14 protein-coding genes, 1 tRNA gene and 1 pseudogene are annotated in these 16479 nt (G+C 74.2%); 11 read left to right on the top strand and 5 right to left on the bottom strand.

Going from position 1 to position 16479, the window contains the following annotated elements; all coding sequences use genetic code 11:
• Positions 1 to 2 precede the first annotated feature (2 nt).
• Positions 3 to 431: a nuclear transport factor 2 family protein gene (locus ACXN5W_RS21755; RefSeq protein WP_473160190.1), complete on the top strand. Its 429-nt coding sequence runs from the start codon at positions 3 to 5 to the stop codon at positions 429 to 431.
• On the opposite strand, the gene ACXN5W_RS21760 is transcribed toward ACXN5W_RS21755, so the two are convergent.
• From ACXN5W_RS21760 to ACXN5W_RS21775, 4 genes and pseudogenes are all read right to left on the bottom strand, one after another.
• Entirely contained in the window at positions 422 to 1309 is an 888-nt protein-coding gene (locus tag ACXN5W_RS21760) for a LysR family transcriptional regulator (RefSeq protein ID WP_473160191.1), read from the bottom strand. The genes ACXN5W_RS21755 and ACXN5W_RS21760 overlap by 10 nt on opposite strands.
• 183 nt (positions 1310 to 1492) lie before the next feature.
• Positions 1493 to 1565: transfer RNA gene (locus ACXN5W_RS21765), tRNA-Arg, on the bottom strand.
• Positions 1566 to 1775: 210 nt separating this feature from the next.
• Positions 1776 to 1937 (bottom strand): hypothetical protein, encoded by a 162-nt coding sequence (locus tag ACXN5W_RS21770; RefSeq protein ID WP_473160192.1) that lies wholly within the window; start codon positions 1935 to 1937, stop codon positions 1776 to 1778.
• Positions 1938 to 2601: 664 nt separating this feature from the next.
• Positions 2602 to 3535 (bottom strand): annotated as a pseudogene (locus tag ACXN5W_RS21775) (alpha/beta hydrolase); the annotation flags it as partial.
• Between the two features lie 167 nt (positions 3536 to 3702).
• On the opposite strand from ACXN5W_RS21775, the gene ACXN5W_RS21780 reads away from it, so the two are divergent.
• The 8 genes from ACXN5W_RS21780 (at position 3703) to ACXN5W_RS21815 (ending at position 12974) form a co-directional block, all read left to right on the top strand.
• Positions 3703 to 4674, top strand: coding sequence for a single-stranded DNA-binding protein (locus ACXN5W_RS21780; protein ID WP_473160193.1), 972 nt, complete (start codon positions 3703 to 3705; stop codon positions 4672 to 4674).
• Positions 4675 to 4841: 167 nt separating this feature from the next.
• The gene (locus ACXN5W_RS21785; RefSeq protein ID WP_473160194.1) at positions 4842 to 5858 is read left to right on the top strand and encodes a cobalamin biosynthesis protein; all 1017 of its coding nucleotides are present in this window, start codon (positions 4842 to 4844) and stop codon (positions 5856 to 5858) included.
• Positions 5855 to 7405 carry a cobyric acid synthase gene (locus ACXN5W_RS21790; protein WP_473160195.1) on the top strand — a complete coding sequence of 517 codons (1551 nt, stop codon included), beginning with the start codon at positions 5855 to 5857 and terminating at the stop codon, positions 7403 to 7405. Before ACXN5W_RS21785 ends, ACXN5W_RS21790 begins: the two co-directional genes overlap by 4 nt.
• Before the next feature lie 158 nt (positions 7406 to 7563).
• Entirely contained in the window at positions 7564 to 8184 is a 621-nt protein-coding gene (locus ACXN5W_RS21795) for a uridine kinase family protein (RefSeq protein WP_473160210.1), read from the top strand.
• 108 nt (positions 8185 to 8292) lie between these two features.
• Complete coding sequence (locus tag ACXN5W_RS21800) at positions 8293 to 9447, top strand: M48 family metallopeptidase (protein ID WP_473160196.1); 1155 nt, start codon at positions 8293 to 8295, stop codon at positions 9445 to 9447.
• A gap of 123 nt (positions 9448 to 9570) precedes the next feature.
• Positions 9571 to 10938 carry a M20/M25/M40 family metallo-hydrolase gene (locus tag ACXN5W_RS21805; protein WP_473160197.1) on the top strand — a complete coding sequence of 456 codons (1368 nt, stop codon included), beginning with the start codon at positions 9571 to 9573 and terminating at the stop codon, positions 10936 to 10938.
• Positions 10939 to 11012: 74 nt separating this feature from the next.
• On the top strand, positions 11013 to 11219 hold the full coding sequence (locus tag ACXN5W_RS21810; RefSeq protein WP_473160198.1) for a hypothetical protein: 207 nt from the start codon (positions 11013 to 11015) through the stop codon (positions 11217 to 11219).
• Between the two features lie 159 nt (positions 11220 to 11378).
• Complete coding sequence (locus tag ACXN5W_RS21815; protein WP_473160199.1) at positions 11379 to 12974, top strand: ATP-dependent DNA ligase; 1596 nt, start codon at positions 11379 to 11381, stop codon at positions 12972 to 12974.
• 55 nt (positions 12975 to 13029) lie between these two features.
• Here the strand turns inward: ACXN5W_RS21815 and ACXN5W_RS21820 are convergent, their stop codons facing one another.
• Positions 13030 to 13839, bottom strand: a complete 810-nt coding sequence (locus ACXN5W_RS21820) for an SURF1 family cytochrome oxidase biogenesis protein (RefSeq protein ID WP_473160200.1) — start codon at positions 13837 to 13839, stop codon at positions 13030 to 13032.
• A gap of 167 nt (positions 13840 to 14006) precedes the next feature.
• Between ACXN5W_RS21820 and ACXN5W_RS21825 the strand changes: the two genes are divergently transcribed.
• Both ACXN5W_RS21825 and ACXN5W_RS21830 read left to right on the top strand, forming a co-directional pair.
• Positions 14007 to 15845: a cobyrinate a,c-diamide synthase gene (locus ACXN5W_RS21825; RefSeq protein WP_473160201.1), complete on the top strand. Its 1839-nt coding sequence runs from the start codon at positions 14007 to 14009 to the stop codon at positions 15843 to 15845.
• Positions 15842 to 16408: a GNAT family N-acetyltransferase gene (locus ACXN5W_RS21830; RefSeq protein WP_473160202.1), complete on the top strand. Its 567-nt coding sequence runs from the start codon at positions 15842 to 15844 to the stop codon at positions 16406 to 16408. The genes ACXN5W_RS21825 and ACXN5W_RS21830 overlap by 4 nt, the downstream gene beginning before the upstream one ends.
• The last annotated feature ends 71 nt before the right edge of the window (positions 16409 to 16479 follow it).

The following is a 16479-nucleotide window of genomic DNA, read 5'->3' on the forward strand; positions in this document are numbered from 1 at the left end:
AGATGTCCGGCACCGAACGAAGCAGGGCCGTCGTCCGCGACTATGTCGCCTCCCTGCAGAAGGGTGACGTTGACGCACTACGGGCGAGCTTCACCTCGGACGCGACCTGGTGGCTGCGCGGAGACCTACCCGTATCGGGAACGTGGACCGGGCCGGGAGAAATCCTCGACACCTTCCTCGCCGCGATGGTGGACCGCCTCGATACCAGTAAGCCAGTCACCCAGGTACTCAGGGGAATCGTCGCGGACGGCGACACTGTCGTCGCGGAGTGGACCAGCCGTGCCACCACCCGTAACGGCCAGCGCTACGAGAACGACTACGCCGTCGTCTTCGTAGTCCGCGAAGGAAAGATCGCCGCAGTGCGCGAGTACTTCGACACGGGGTACGCCCAGCGGGTCCTTTTCGGTGATCCAACGGGCGATCAGTCGTGAGCGGCTATCGCACAGGCCCGGAGTAGGGGAGCCACCGTCCGCGACGTCGCGTCCTCCCGGACCGCCAGCGCGGTCGGCATGACGAGCTCGGGATCGGTGGGCCGAAACGCCACCCGGGGCAGGTTCAGGGCACGGGCGTGGGCCTCGTACAGCACGGTCCAGTTCGCTGGACCCGCGGTCATCGCGGCCAGAGTGTTTTCGAGCGTGTCTGGGTGGGCTCCGGGTATCGGCGTGAACCCGGCCGCCGCGCAGGCGCCCAACAAGAGGTCGACCAGTGGCGGGTTGAGCCGGCGGGGCGCGATCCGCAGCGGAAGCTGCGCCAGCGCGGCCAGCCGGACGACGCTCGACCCGGCCAGCTCGTGAGTGGCGGGCAGCGCCACCAACAGTCGATCCCGCCACACCTCGATCAGTTCCACGCCGGGTGCGGACGGCACCCCACGGACGAACGCGGCGTCGAGCTGCCCGCTGGCCACCCGCTCCAGGCGGGCCCGGGTCGGCGCGCTGACCAGAGCCGCCTCCGTGTCCGGCTGAGCTTCCCGCAGTGCCTGGAGTACCCGTGCCAGCCGGTCGCCCAGGCCGGTGCTGCTGCCCAGCCGCAGGGTCCGGGTCGCGGTCCCGCTCGCCGAGGCCGCGACCGCCAGCCGAGCCCGGTCGGCGGCGGTCAACACGGCGCGCGCCTCGGGCAGCAACCGGTTTCCGGCGGCGGTCAGCCGCACGGTCCGCGCTGACCGGTCGAACAGGCAGACCCCCAACTCGCGCTCCAGCCGGGCGACCTGCTGGCTCACTGCGGGTTGGCCGATCGACAACCTCTCGGCCGCACGCCCGAAGTGCAGCTGCTCTGCGACAGCCACGAAGTACTCAAACTGACGCAACTCCATGCGCCCATACTGACAAATCTTCCGAGCAGGTAACCGGCCACGTCGCGTGACCACGCGACGCCGTCTCGCTGTCGCCCTCGACCACCGCCACAGCCGTCACGACGGACCTTCGCATCCAGGCGAAAGATCGCGAACTCCGCGCCCTCGATCAGGGTTGAGGGTTTCGTCTGCTGACAGGTTGGGTGCGCCCGGCAGGATTCGAACCTGCGGCCTTGGGATTAGAAGTCCCCTGCTCTATCCGCTGAGCTACGGGCGCCAAACGGTGCGCCAAGAGGGTACCCGGGAGCAGGGTCCAGGGAGATACCCGATAACCAGGGATGACCGAACCGGCGAGGCCATACTAGGTTTTCCGGGTGAAGGTGACGCGTACCCGGTTTCTGCCGGTCCTGTTGTCGGCGGCCGACCCGCAGGTGGGCCCGGACCACGTGATCGACGAGTTCACCGAAGAGGTCGGCGTCGCCTACTCCTACGGGCCACCGTACGGGCAGCGGTTGGTGACCTGGGCGGACCTGGACCAGATCGGGGTGCCCCGGCGGGTGCTGCGCCGGACGGCGCTGGAGAACCTGGACCGGGCGTTGGTCCGGCTGCGGATCGACGGGCAGCCGCCGGCGCCGATGCTCTCCTTCACCGGCCTCGAACGTGGCCTGGAGTCCTCCGCCCTGCTCGCCGACGAGGTGTGGCTGGATCTGGTCAACGCCGTGCCGGGCGATCCGGTCGTCGGGGTACCGGCCCGGGACGTGGTGATCCTGACCGGTACCGGGTCGCGGCCCGGCCTCGAACGGGTCCGGCGGGCCGTCGACCGGATCTTCTTCGCCGGCAACGATCACCTGCTCAGTCGGGACCTGCTGGTTTGGAACCAGGGGACATGGCTGCCGTACGAGCCGACGCCGGCCCGGGCCGGGACACCGTACGAGCCGAGGTCGGGTCCGCCAGCTCGGGCACCGTACGAGCCGAGGTCGGGTCCGCCGTACGAGCCGCCGAGGTCGGGTCCGCCGTACGAGCCGCCGAGGTCGGGTCCGCCGTATGAGCCGGAGCCGCAACCCCAGCCGTGGGGCGACCGGCCGGCGTACGCGCCGCAGTCTCAGTCGTGGGACCGGCCGGCGTACGAGGCGGAGCCGGAGCCGCGGTCGTGGGACCGGCCGGCGCCGGAGCCGGAGTGGGCTGACCGGCCGGCGCCGGAACTGCCCCCGGGGGCGCGTCGGTACCATCCGCCGGCACCGCGAGCGGCTGACGACCCCGCGGAACTCTGGTCGGATCCGCCGAGGCGTCCCGCAGGGCGTCGTCCCGGACCACGAAGGCGTCCACCCAGCGACCCAGCTCGCTGAACAGGCGTTCCCGGACCGCCGGGCCGGACAACGTGAGGTCGTGCATCCCGCCGTCGAAGCGGGCCACCGTGACGTGTTGGCCGAGCCGGGGTGCCCAGCGCACCATGTGTTCCACGTCCAGCACGGCATCGGCGAGTGCCGCCGAGTCGTGCCACCGGCTGCCCCGGAAGGTCCGGGCCGAGCAGGCCAGCAGGATCGGCGCCGGGATCGCCAGTCCGGCCCGCAGCCGCCGCTGGGCCGCGCGGATCGCGCCGAGCCAGCCGGCCCGGACCGGGAAGCCGGCGAGCGGCTTCCAGTCCAGGTCGTAGCGCCACTCACCCCGGTGGTCGGCGTGCAGGCTCTGGCCGTACACCGGGGAGAGCGTGCGGGGCACGGCGCGGTACGGCGCGCGGCGGCCGACCCGGGCGACGACGGCGGCCAGGGGCCGGCGGACCAGCCACGGGGCGTTGATGTCGAAGAACGGGCTGTTCAGGAACAGTCCGTCGACCAGGCCGTCGGCGCGGCGCGCGTCGGCCCAGACGGCCGCGATGAGTCCACCGGTGGAGTGGCCGTTGATCAGCAGCACGTCGTTGCCGTCCGCCCGGATGAGCCGGGCGGCCTCGTCCAGCTCCGGGAAGTACTCACTGAGGTCCCGGCAGAAGTTGGGCGTCTGGTGGGGCAGCAGGCTGCGACCGTATTTACGCAGGTCGAGCGCGTAGAAGTCCCAGCCACGGGCGACGAAGAAGTCGGCCAGGTGGGTCTGGAAGAAGTAGTCGACGAAGCCGTGCAGGTACAGCACCGCGCGGCCGGTGCGGTTCGTCGCCCGCCGCCGGACCAGGGTCGCGACGACCGGTCCCTCGTCGTCGTGGCCGAGGTCGATGGTCTGGCACTCGTACGGCGGGCCGAGCACATCGGGTTCCACCTGCTCGACGGTAGCGCGCCATAGCAGAGCTTTGCTTGATCAGGTTGTTTTCCACAGGCCGCCCCGTTGTCCACAGCCAGGGAACCGGTGCTGGTGACGGCTCCGGCGTGGACCGAGGCTGGATGGCGAGCCGGTTCGGACCGCAAGCCTCGACCAGTGGAGACGAGATGTTCGATACGTACGTAACGATCGTGGGCAATGTTCTCACCGCCCCCGAATGGCGGCGGACCACCCAGAGCGCCACCCTGGTGGCCAATTTCAAGATCGCCTCGACCGCCCGCCGGCTCGACCGGGACACCGGGCGCTGGATCGACGGGAACAGCCTCCGGGTCCGGGTCAACTGCTGGCGCCGGTTGGCCGAGGGAGTGGCGGCCTCGGTCATGGTCGGTGACCCGGTGGTGGTGGTCGGCCGGCTCTACACCCGGGACTGGACCGACGACGCCGGGACCCACCGCACGCTCTACGAGTTGGAGGCCGTGGCCATCGGACACGACCTGTCCCGGGGCCGGGCGAAGTTCGTCCGGAACCGGCCCAACCTCGCCACCAGCACCGTCGAGGACGACGAGGCGGAGGCGCGGATCAGGGGCGAGGCCAGCGAGTCGGTGCCACTCTCCGAGGCTCCTTCGCGGCCGGGTGAGGTTCCCGTGGACGAGGACGGGGAGCTGGCCGACGAGCCGTTCCCACCCTCCGGCGGCTACCGCTCGATCGTCGCGGCCGACCGGCGATTCCTCGGGTACGGGTCGCCGGACGGCGTCGAGGAGGACGGGTTCATCGTGCCCGGCGACGACGCCGATGAGCCGGTCGATGTCGATGAGCCGGCCGATCGCCGCAAGCCGGTCGGCCTCGATCTGGACCTCGGTCCGCTGCTCGACGTCGACCGCGAGATCGGGCCGGCCGACGTGTCCGGGTCGGCCAACCGTGCCGGGTCGGCCGACGGAGCCGGGTCGGCCGACGGAGCCGGGTCGGCCGACAGGACCGGGGGGACCGGTCCGGAGACGACCGGTGGACCGGAGGGGACCGGCTCGGAGACGCCCAATGGACCGGCGGTGGGGGCCGGTCCGGAGACGACCAGTGGACCGGCGGAGGGGTCCGGTCCGCGGGGTCGACGCGGACGGGCGCGGGCCACCGCCGGCGTCTGACCGTGGGCCGGCCGGGCGGCGGATCCGTCCGGCCGGCCGGGCGCCGCTCGCGGCAACGGGCGGCGCCAGCGGTGGGGAGGCGGTCCTGGGCGGCACCGGGAGGCCGCCTCCCCACCCACCAGCGAGGGCCCTAGGCTGCCCGCACGGACCTGACCGAGGGGGAGGGCATGGACCTGGGACGAGCGGTGCGGGCCTGGCCGGCGGACGCGGTGGGGCTGGCCGCCGGCTATGCGGCGGATGCCGTGTTCGGCGATCCGGCCCGGTGGCACCCGGTGGCCGGGTTCGGCCGGGCGGCTGCCGCGTTGGAGCGGCGGACCTACCGGGACGCCCACGGGGCCGGTGGCACGCACACCGCCGTCGCGGTCGGGGCCACGGTGCTGCTCGGGGTGGCCGGTGCCGCGCTCACCCGGCGCAGCCCCGTGGCGCGTGCCGCGCTGGTGGCCGCCGGGACGTGGGCGGTGCTCGGCGGGCGGACGCTGCGCCGGGAGGGTCGGGTCATGGCTCGGGCGCTGAGCCGGGACGACCTGCCCGGTGCCCGGGCCCGGCTCAACCACCTGTGCGGCCGGGACCCGTCCGAGCTGGACGAGGCCGAACTCGCCCGGGCGACGGTTGAGTCGGTCGCCGAGAACACCGCCGACGCCGTGGTGGCGCCGCTGTTCTGGGGAGCGGTGGCGGGGCTTCCGGGGCTGCTCGGCTACCGGGCCGTCAACACCCTGGACGCGATGATCGGCCACCGCTCCGCCCGGTACGCCCGGTTCGGCACGGTGGCGGCGCGGCTGGACGACCTGCTCAACCTGGCACCGGCCCGGTTGACCGGGCTGCTGACCGTCGCCGTCGCCCCGGTGGCACACGGCGACCGGGAGCGGGCCTGGCGGGTCTGGCGGCGCGACCGGTCCGCCCATCCCAGTCCCAACGCCGGGCAGTGCGAGGCGGCGATGGCCGGCGCCCTCGGGGTGCGGCTCGGCGGTCGCAACGTCTACTCGGGTCGGGTGGAGGTCCGGCCGTACCTCGGTGACGGGCCGCGACCGGAGTTCCGGCACATCACCCGGGCGGTGCGGATCTCCCGGGCCGTGGGCCTGGCCGCGGTGTGCGGCGCCGTCGTCGTGGCGACCGTCCGGTCCGGGGCGGGGCGGCGTCGGGCTGCACGCGCCACCGCGTCCGGGTCACCGGGTGGACGTCCGTGAGCGGCGGGCTGCTGGTCGCGGGGACCACCTCGGACGCCGGCAAGAGCGTCGTGACCGCCGGCATCTGCCGCTGGCTGCACCGCAAGGGTGTCTCGGTGGCACCGTTCAAGGCGCAGAACATGTCCAACAACTCGGCGGTGGTGGTCGGGACCGACGGCCGGGGTGGTGAGATCGGCCGCGCCCAGGCCATGCAGGCCGCCGCCTGCGGGCTCGCCCCCGACCTGCGGTTCAACCCGGTCCTGTTGAAGCCCGGCAGCGACCGTTCCAGCCAGGTGGTGCTGCTGGGCGAGGCCGTCGACACCATCGACGCGGCCAACTTCCGGGCGCTGCGCCCTCGACTCGCCGAGACGGCCTTCGCCGCGCTGACCGAGTTGCGCGACCGGTACGACGCGGTGATCTGCGAGGGCGCCGGCAGCCCCACCGAGATCAACCTCCGCGACACCGACTACGTGAACATGGGCCTGGCGAGACAGGCCGGGCTGCCGGCGATCGTGGTCGGCGACATCGACCGGGGTGGCGTCTTCGCGGCGATGTTCGGCACCCTGGCCCTGCTGGACGCCGCCGACCAGGCGCTCCTGGCCGGGTACGTCGTCAACAAGTTCCGTGGCGATCTCGACCTGCTGCGTCCCGGACTGGACATGCTCACCGAGGTGACCGGCCGGCCGACGTACGGGGTGCTGCCGTGGAACGTCGACCTCTGGCTCGACGCGGAGGATTCCCTCGCCTATGGCCGGGTGCTCGGCCGGCCCGCCGCGCCGCGCGGCACCGAGTGGCTGGACGTCGCGGCGATCCGGCTGCCGCGCATCTCCAACGCGACCGACCTGGAGGCGCTGGCGGTCGAACCGGGGGTCCGGGTCCGGTTCACCGTCGAACCGGCCGAGATCGACGCCGCCGATCTCGTGGTGCTGCCCGGCACCAAGGCCACCGTCGACGACCTGGACTGGCTCCACCGGACCGGCCTCGCCGACGCGGTACGCCGGCACGCCGCGGCCGGTCGGCCGGTGCTGGGCATCTGCGGCGGGTTCCAGATGCTCGGTCGGCGCGTCCACGACGACGTCGAGAGCCGGCGGGGTGAGGTGACCGGCCTGGGGCTGCTGCCGACCGAGGTGGTGTTCGAACGGTCCAAGACGGTGCTGCGGTCCACCGGCACCGCCTTCGACGCCGTCCCGGTGGACGGCTACGAGATCCACCACGGTCGTGTCGTCGCCACCGGACCGGGTTGCGAGCCCTTCCTGACCTACTCCGACGGCCGACCCGAGGGAGCGGTCCTGGGCGGGGTGTTCGGCACCCACTGGCACGGCGCGTTCTGCGCCGACGGGTTCCGCCGCCGGTTCCTCACCGAGGCGGCCCGGCTCGCCGGTCGCCACGGGTTCCGGGTGGCCCCGGAGACCTCGTTCGAAGCGGTCCGCGAGCGGACCCTCGACCTGCTCGGCGATCTGGTGGAGGAGCACCTGGACACCGACCGGCTCTGGCGGCTGATCGAGTCCGGACCCCGACCCGGCCTGCCGTTCGTCCCGCCCGGCGCACCACCGGCCCGACCCCGGTAGCGGCGCACCATCGGCCCGACCCCGGTAGCGGCGCACCATCGGCCCAACCCCGCCGGTCCGGCGCCGGTAGCGGCGCACCACCCCGGCCCGGGCCTACCGGTGGCAGGCTGGGTACCGACCTACCCTCGAACGGCGGAGGAAACGAGCCGGTGTCGACGCTGGAGACGTACGCGGAACTGGCCCGGCGGATCCGGGCGGCGCCGGCCCGACTCGGCGGCGTCCGGCTGGTCGCCGTGGACGGACCCAGCGGCGCCGGCAAGACCCTGTTCACCAAGCGGCTCGCCGCCGCGCTGCGCACCGTCGGGGCCGGTCAGCCGGTGCCGGGCGCGGTCACCGTGCTGCACACGGACGACCTGCTGGACGGCTGGGACGACCAGTTCACCTTCTGGAGCCGCCTGGAGGAGCAGGTGCTGACGCCACTGCGGTCCGGCCGGCCGGGCGGCTACCACCGGTACAGCTGGCTGCGCGAACGGTTCACCGACGCCCGGATACCGGTGCCGGCGCACGGCGTGCTGCTGCTGGAGGGGGTCAGCGCGGCCCGCGCCGTGATCCGCCCCGAGTTGTCCCTCGCGGTCTTCGTCACCGCCGACGAGACGTTGCGGCTGGACCGGGCCCTGGCCCGGGACGGCGCCCGGCTGCGGCCCCAGCTGATCCGCTGGCGGGCGGCCGAGGTCGGGCACTTCGCCACCGACGGTACGGCCGAGGCCGCCGACCTGATCGTCGACGGGGCGCCCGGCGGGCTGCCCGACCCGGAGCATCGGTACCAACGCCTGCGGTGATGGGTTGCCGCAGGGCATGGACGTGGCGGGCCGGCTGCGGCACGATCGGGGCGTGGCCCGCCGGGCACGAAGGCCGGCGGCGGGGCCGGCCGGCGAGCGGAGACACCCATGACGACTGCTGACGAGACCGCCGCGCTACCGGCCCGGCGCCGGGTGGTGCTCACCGGGATCTCGTCCCGGGCCTGGGAACATCCCGCCGACCGGGGTGCGCTGACCGCGTTGCGCGAGCTGCGCGGCTTCGACGAGGTGGTCAAGGCGTTCTTCGGGATGTGGAACGAGCGGTCGTTCCGGCTGTCGTACCTGGCCGCCGGGATCCGCGTCGATCATCGCCAGTATCCCCGGGTACACCAGCGGTACGCCGAGGCAGCCGCCGCGCTCGACCTGCCCGACCTGCCCGAACTGTTCGTCACCCAGTCGCCGATGATCACCGGCGAGGCGGTGGGCCTGGACCGGCCGTTCGTCGTGCTCGGCTCGGCGGCGGTCAACCAGCTGGACGACGACGAACTGCGCTGCCTGCTCGGCCACGAACTCGGGCACGTACGCAGCGGGCACGCCGTCTACAAGACGATGCTGACCATCCTGACCCGGTGGGCGGCCAACCTCAGCTGGCTGCCGGTGGGCGCGCTCGCGCTGCGGGCGATCATCGCCGCGATGCTGGAGTGGTGGCGCAAGGCCGAACTGTCGGCCGACCGGGCCGGATTGCTGGCCGGCCAGGATCCGGCCGCCGCCACCCGGCTGCTGATCAAGCTGGCCGGCGGGGGCGACCTCAGCCAGATCGACACGGCGGCGTTCCTGGAACAGGCCAGCGAGTACGAGGGCGGCGGTGACCTGCGGGACAGCGTCCACAAGCTGCGGATGACGGCGTGGAGCACCCATCCGGTGCCGGTGGCCCGCGCCGCCGACCTGCGCCGGTGGGTCGACTCGGGGGCGTACGGCCGGATCCTGGCCGGTGACTATCCCCGGCGCACCGAGGACGCCACCTCCTCGGTGACCGACGAGATCAGGGCCGCCGCCGAGTCGTACCGGGAGGACTTCGGTTCCTCGGCGGACCCGCTGGTCGGCCTGCTGCGCCGGCTGGGCGACGGCGCCGGTGACGTCGGTGCGTTCGTGGGCGGCGGTGTCGGCCGGGCGCGGGCCTGGGCCGGCTCGGCCGGCGAGGCCGCCGCGCGGGCCGCCCGGGCCCGGCGACCCGGCCAGCCGGGCGGCGGAACCGACGACTACCGGCCGGGACCGGGCGCCGGCGCCGGACCGGACGGCGGCTGACCCATCCCGGGTACGCCGCCGGCCCGGCCCCGCGCGCCGGCGGTCAGCCCGGCGGCGCCCGGCCCGGGGTGGGGGCGCCAGCCCCGGCCGTCGGTCCCGGTGCGGCGGCCTACGATCGCGGTCATGACCACAGCGATCCTCAGCGAGTCCGACCTGCGTGCCGCCGTCGAGCGGGAACTGCCCGGCGTCCGCGCCGACCTGGAGCGGCTGATCCGCATCCCCGGCATCGCCTTCGACGGCTTCGACCACTCGTACGTCGAACAGTCCGCCGAGGCCGTCGCCGAGCTGCTGCGGGGCTGCTCGCTCGAGGTGAAGATCGTCCGGTCCGGTGGCCAGCCCGCCGTGATCGCGCGCCGTCCCGCGCCGCCCGGCGCGCCCACGGTGCTGCTCTACGCCCACCACGACGTTCAGCCGGTGGGCGACCGGGCGCTGTGGGAGAGCGACCCGTTCGAGCCGGTGGAGCGGGACGGTCGGCTCTTCGGGCGGGGCGCGGCCGACGACAAGGCCGGGGTGATGGCCCACGTCGCGGCGCTGCGGGCGTTCGGCGACCGGTTGCCGGTGGGCGTGGTGCTGTTCATCGAGGGCGAGGAGGAGTTCGGGTCCGACTCGCTGGAGCGGCTGCTGACCGAGTACCGGGCGGAGTTGGCGGCCGACGTCATGGTGATCGCCGACTCGGGCAACTGGGACATCGGCACGCCGGCGTTGACCACCTCGCTGCGTGGCGTGGTCAACTGTTTCGTCGAGGTCCGGACCGCGACGCACGCCGTACACAGTGGGATGTTCGGGGGTGTGGTGCCGGACGCCGTGACGGTGCTGGCCCGGCTGCTCGCCACGCTGCATGACGAGGCGGGCGATGTGGCGGTCGAAGGGCTGGTCGGCAACACCGGCGCGACCGTCGACTACCCGGCGGACCGGCTGCGGCACGAGGCGGGGATGCTCGACGGGGTCGAGTTCATCGGCACCGGCCGGCTGACCGACCGGATCTGGACCAAGCCGGCCCTGGCGGTCCTCGGTGTCGACGCCCCGCCGACGGCGGGTGCCCCGAACGCCCTGGTCCCGGTGGCCAAGGCGAAGCTGAGCCTGCGGCTCGCGCCCGGCGACGACCCGAAGCGCGCGTACGCCATCCTGGCCGCCCACCTGGAGAAGCACGTTCCGTGGGGCGCCGAGGTGACCGTGACCCTCGAACACGACGGTCACCCCTGCGTGATCGACAGTTCGGGCCCGATGTACGACGCCGCCCGCGCGGCGTTCACGGCGGCCTGGGACGGTACCCGTCCGGTGGAGGTGGGCATCGGTGGCTCGATCCCGTTCATCGCGACCTTCCAGGAGATGTTCCCGGCGGCGGCGATCCTGGTGACCGGCGTGGAGGACCCCGACTCCCGGGCGCACGGGCCGAACGAGAGCCTGCACCTGGCCGAGTTCGCCCGGGTCTGCCTGGCCGAGGCGCTGCTGTTGGCGAACGTCGCGAAGGTGCGAACGGGACGCCCCTGACCTCGGCCGACACGCGGTACGGAAGTTCGGCGAACTTCCCATACCGGGGGTTGCGGTGCGGTAAGCTTTCGAACATGAGTACGAACGAAGCCATTGCGCGGCTTGACGCCGCCGTCAGTGCGCTGGGGGACGTCGACGTCTCCGCGTGGTCCGACGACACGCTCAAGGACCAGCTTGCCGAGCTTTCCACCGCACTCGTGGCACTCGACGCCGCGCTCAGTCGGGTGGCCGACGGGATCCGGGCCCGAGGGATGCGGGTGGAGGAACCCGTCGCGGCGTGACACCCGACCCGGCCCCGCACGGCCCGGGTCGAAGCATCGGTCCGGCCCCCGCACGGCCGGGCGGAAGTGCCGGTCCAGCCCCCGCACGGCCCGGCACTTTGACCCGGGCCGTGCGGCCGAGCCGGCCCGGTTGTCGGGGGTGGCTGTCAGGATGGGACCGTGCGGTTCCTCGACCTGGCGGCCACCTCCGCCGCGGTGACTGCGACCTCCGGCCGGCGCGCCAAGGTCGAGTTGCTCGCGGGCGCGTTGCGCGGGCTGGCCGTGGACGAGATCAGCGTGGGCGCGGCATATCTGGCCGGTGAGCTGCGACAGCGGCAGACCGGCGTGGGCTACGCGAGCCTGCGGGAGCTGCCGCCGCCGGCCGACGAGCCGTCCCTGGGGGTCCGGGACGTCGACGCGGCGATCGAGGAACTGGCCGGGGTTTCCGGGGCCGGATCCCAGGCCCGCCGCCGGGCGTTGCTGGGCGGTCTGTTCGCCCGCGCGACCTCGGACGAGCAGCGGATGCTGGTGGGCCTGTTCAGCGGCGAGGTGCGCCAGGGCGCGCAGGCGGGGCTGCTGGCCGAGGCGGTGGCCCGCGCCGCGGAGGTGCCCCTGGCGCTCGTCCGGCGGGCCCTGCTGGTCACCGGCGACCTGCGCGCGGTCGCGGTGGCCGCGTTGACCGGGGGTGCGGCCGGGTTGGGCGAGTTCGCGCTGACGGTGGGCCGGCCGCTCGCCCCGATGCTCGCCCGGAGCGCCACCTCGGTCGACGAGGCGCTGGCCGCCACCGGCACCCCGGCGGTGGTCGACGTGAAGCTTGACGGGATCCGGATCCAGGTCCACCGGTCCGGCGCCGACATCTCGGTCTTCACCCGGAGCCTGGACGACATCACCGCCCGGGTGCCCGAGGTGGTGGCGGCGGTCCGCGCGCTGCCGGCCCGGGAGCTGGTGCTGGACGGGGAGGCGATCGCGCTGGACGCCGCCGGCCGGCCGAGGCCGTTCCAGGAGACCGCCAGCCGGGCCGCCACCCGGGGGGCGCGGCGGCGCACCGCGAGCAGCGCCGGCTCCGCGCCGGCCGCCGCCGGCGTGTTGTCCGCCGCCGAGTCGAGCGGCACGACCATCCTCACGCCGTACTTCTTCGATCTGCTGCACCTGGACGGCGCGGACCTGCTGGACGAGCCCGGCCGGGACCGGTGGTCCGCGCTGGCGGCGACGGTGGACGCGCCCATGATCGTCGGTCGGGTCGAGGTGGACACCGCCGAGCAGGCCGCCAGCGCGTTCGCGGCGGCCGTCGACGCCGGCCAGGAGGGCGTCGTGGTCAAGGCGCCGGACGCGCCGTACGACGCCGGCCGGCGGGGCGCCGCGTGGATCAAGGTCAAGCCCCGGCACACCCTCGACCTGGTGGTGCTGGCCGTGGAGTGGGGCAGCGGGCGGCGCACGGGCTGGCTGTCGAACCTGCACCTCGGCGCCCGCGACCCGGAGACCGGTGGTTTCGTGATGCTCGGCAAGACGTTCAAGGGGCTCACCGACGAGCTGCTGCGCTGGCAGACCGAACGCTTCCTCGACCTGGCCGTCGACCGGGGTGACCGGGTGGTGCGGGTCCGTCCCGAGCAGGTGGTGGAGATCGCCTTCGACGGCGTGCAGAGCAGCCCCCGCTACCCGGGCGGGGTGGCGCTACGGTTCGCCCGGGTGGTCCGCTACCGGGACGACAAGACGGCGGCTCAGGCCGACACCATCGACGCCGTCCGGGCCATCCACGCCGGCCGGCCAGCCGGCTGAGCGTCGCGGGGATCCCGGTCCATACCCCGGTCGGAGCGGCCGGCGAGGGGACCGCTCAGGGCGTACTCGGGACCGGTTCCACGCGGTCGGCGTTCCGGTCCACGGCGGCGGGCCGGTCGCCCCGCGCCTCGCGGCGAGCCGCCCAGCCGTACCCGAAGAGGACCATCCCGGCGAACAGCCACCACTGCACCACGTACCCGGCGTTCTGCCAGTCGTTCTGGTGCTCCACGGGCACGGGCACGAACGCCGGATCGGCGGCCGGGGTCTGCTCGTCGAGCAGGAGGTAGCCGCCGTGCACCGGGTAGGGCAGCTCGGCGGCGAGTCGCGGCACGGCGATCCGGCGGGACTCCAGCCACCCGTCGAGCCGACGTACCGCGTCGGGCCGGCTCTCCGACCGGCGTACCTTGGCCACCACCGTGACCTGACCCGAGGGTGTGCCCGGCACCTGGGGCACCGCCGTGGCGGCGCCGGGCGCCGGCGGGATCCAGCCCCGGTCCACCAGTACCGCCGAACCGTCGGCCAGCCGCAGCGGGGTCACCACCTCGAATCCCACCCGGCCGTCCACGGTGCGACCACGGATCAGGACGAGGTTCGCCGGATCGTACGTGCCGGTGGCCGTGACCCGGCTCCACTCGGTGGTCACCGGCGGCTCGGCGCCGGCCCGGCCGGTCGTACCGGCCGGGGGCAGCACCTGGGCCAACGGCGCCGGGGCGACCGACCCGGCCGCGTCGATCCGCGCGTTGGTGCCGGCGCGCTGGTGGTACCGGTGCAATTGCCAATTGCCGAGCAGGACCATCACCGTCGCGGCGGCCAGCGTGAGGGCCAGAAACCCCAGCCAGCGCGGCGTGAACAGGAAGCGGTACACGCCCCGAGGCTACCCGGCTGGCCGGGACCACCGGCCGGCGCGCCGTCCGCGGGGGGTGTGTTGTGTCCAAGCTGCCCGGTATCGTCACGCCGGGCATCCGCTCGTCCGGCCGGGCTCGTCCCGGTTGTGCCAGATCATCCCGGCAGCACACCTCCGAGGAGTCGATGATGACCGCCGTGCCACGCCTGGTCGTGAGCGCACCCTCATCCGGTCACGGCAAGACGGCGATCACCGTCGGCCTGCTCGCCGCGTGGGCGGCCCGTGGCCTGGACGCCACCGGATTCAAGGTCGGGCCGGACCGTACGGACGCGGCCTATCTCGGGCTCGCGGCGGGCCGGCCCGGTCGTACCCTGGATCCCCGGCTCATCGGCCCGCACCGGGTCGGGCCGCTGTTCGCGCACGGCGCCGCGGGCGCCGACATCGCGGTGGTCGAGGGCACGATGGGCCTGTTCGACAGCCTCTCCGGCCGGCCCGAGGCCGACTCCACAGCGGCGGTGGCCACCACGTTGCGCGCCCCGGTCGTCCTGGTGATCGACGTTGCCGCGATGGGCCAGTCGGTGGCCGCGCTGGTACACGGCTTCCGCGCGTACGACGAGCTGGTCTGGCTGGGCGGTGTGATCCTCAACCGGGTCGCCTCGGACCGCCACGAGGAACTGCTGCGGGACGCGCTGGACGACATCGGGGTCCCGGTGTTCGGCGCCCTCCGCCGCCGCGATCTGCCGACCGTGCTGCCGTCCCGGCAGCACGGCGTGGTCCCGGTGCTGCGCGGCAGCGTCGAGGCGGCGCAGGGGGTACGGCGGCTCGGCGAGGCCGTGGGCGGCACCGTGGACCTGGACGGGATGATCCGGCTGGCCTCCTCGGCGCCCCGGCTGGCGGTCGAGCCCTGGTCCCCGGCCGACGCCGCGGCCATCGGCCCGGCGGGCGAACAGGTCACCCTGGCACCGGGTCAGCGGCCCCTGGTGGCGGTGGCCGGCGGCATCGCCGGCTCGTACTCCCATCCGGAGACCGCGGAACTGCTCGCCGCCGCCGGCGCCGACGTGGTCACCGTCGACCCGCTGCGGGACGAGGCGCTTCCCGCCGGGACGCACGCCCTGGTCGTCGGCGGCGGCCTGCCGGAGGGGTACGCGCCGGAGCTGTCGGCCAACCGCCGGCTGTGTATCGCCGTCGCCGAGCTGGCCCGGACCGGGCACCCGGTGATCGCCGAGGGCACCGGCATGCTCTGGCTGCTGCGCGAGTTCGACCGGCGCCCGATGTGCGGCGTGCTGGACGCCGAGGGTGGCAGCATCGACCAGGTGGTGGCCGGCTACCGGGAGGCGACGGCCCGTTCGGCGAGCGTGGTGGCCGAGCCCGGTGACCGGGTGGTGGGCTACAAGCAGCACCGCGGGGTGGTCCAACCGCGTTCCGGTGAGAGCCCCGCGTGGAGCTGGGGTGGCACCGAGGAGGGGCACGTCTGGCGCGGCGTGCACGCCTCCCAGCTCACCGTCCACTGGGCCGGCGTACCGGGGTTGGCCGGTCGGCTGGTGACCGCCGCGGCGCCGGCCGAGCAGACCGCGCCGGCCTACCGGTCGGCCACCCGGCCGACCCTGGTACCCCGGTCGGTGCTCACCCCCGCCGGGGGTGCCCCGGCGGCCTCCGATGCCGACCCGACGCTGGTACCGGCGCCCTCGTCGCCGCCGGTGAGCGCGGCCCCCCGGTCGCCGTCGCCGTCGGGCGGGGGCGCGGCACCCCTGTCGCCGTCGCCGGTGGGTGCGGCGTTCGGTTCGGCGGCGTCGGTTGACGGTCGGCCGGCGCCCGTCTCCGCCGCGCCGGAGCCGGTGCCCGCTTCGGCGTCGGTTGACGGTCGGTCGGTGCCTGTTTCGGCGGCGTCGGTTGATGGTCGGCCGGTGCCTGTTTCGGCGGCGCCGGTGGCCTACGCCGGACCGGGTGGGTCCGGCGTGCCGGTGCCGCCGGCGCTGTCGGCCGAGCCGGACGGGGGCGCTTCCACCGGCGCGGACCGTCCGGCGTGACCGGCCACGTCGCGGTTCGCCGCTTTCCCCGGCTGATCGTCTCGACCCCGCGCGCCCATGTCCGACCACTGAGCGTGGTCGACATCGACGCGGTGGCCGGGGTCTTCGCGGACAAGCAGACCCTGCGCTGGCTTCCGCTGCCGCAGCAGGGCACCGTGGACGCCCGTGGCTGGTGTACCGAGATGGCCCAGGAACGGCGGGACAGCGGCAGCGGTGACCACTACGGGGTGGTGCGCCGCGAGGACGACCGGCTCGTCGGGTGCCTGTGGACCAAGCGGACCGACTGGGCCTGCCGGGTCACCGAGGTGTCGTACGCGATGGCGCCGGAGGCCCGGGGTTTCGGCCTGGCCGCCGAGGCGGTGGACGCGGTGGCGATCGCGTTGCTGCTGGAACATGGCTTCCACCGGGTCGAGGTGCGGGTGGCGCCGGGTAACACCGCCTCCCGGCGGGTGGTGGAGAAGGCCGGGTTCAGCTACGAGGGGCTGCTCCGCAACGCCGGGTACGTCCAGGGCGGCCGGGTGGACCTGGAGGTGTGGTCGTTCGTGGCGTCCGACCTGCGCTGAGCGCTCGGCGCGCTGCGCGGCCCGTTGACAAGGGGTCCCTGCTATACAAAATGCGATAACAAGGTGCCCTT

This window comes from Plantactinospora sp. A48 (assembly GCF_055793945.1).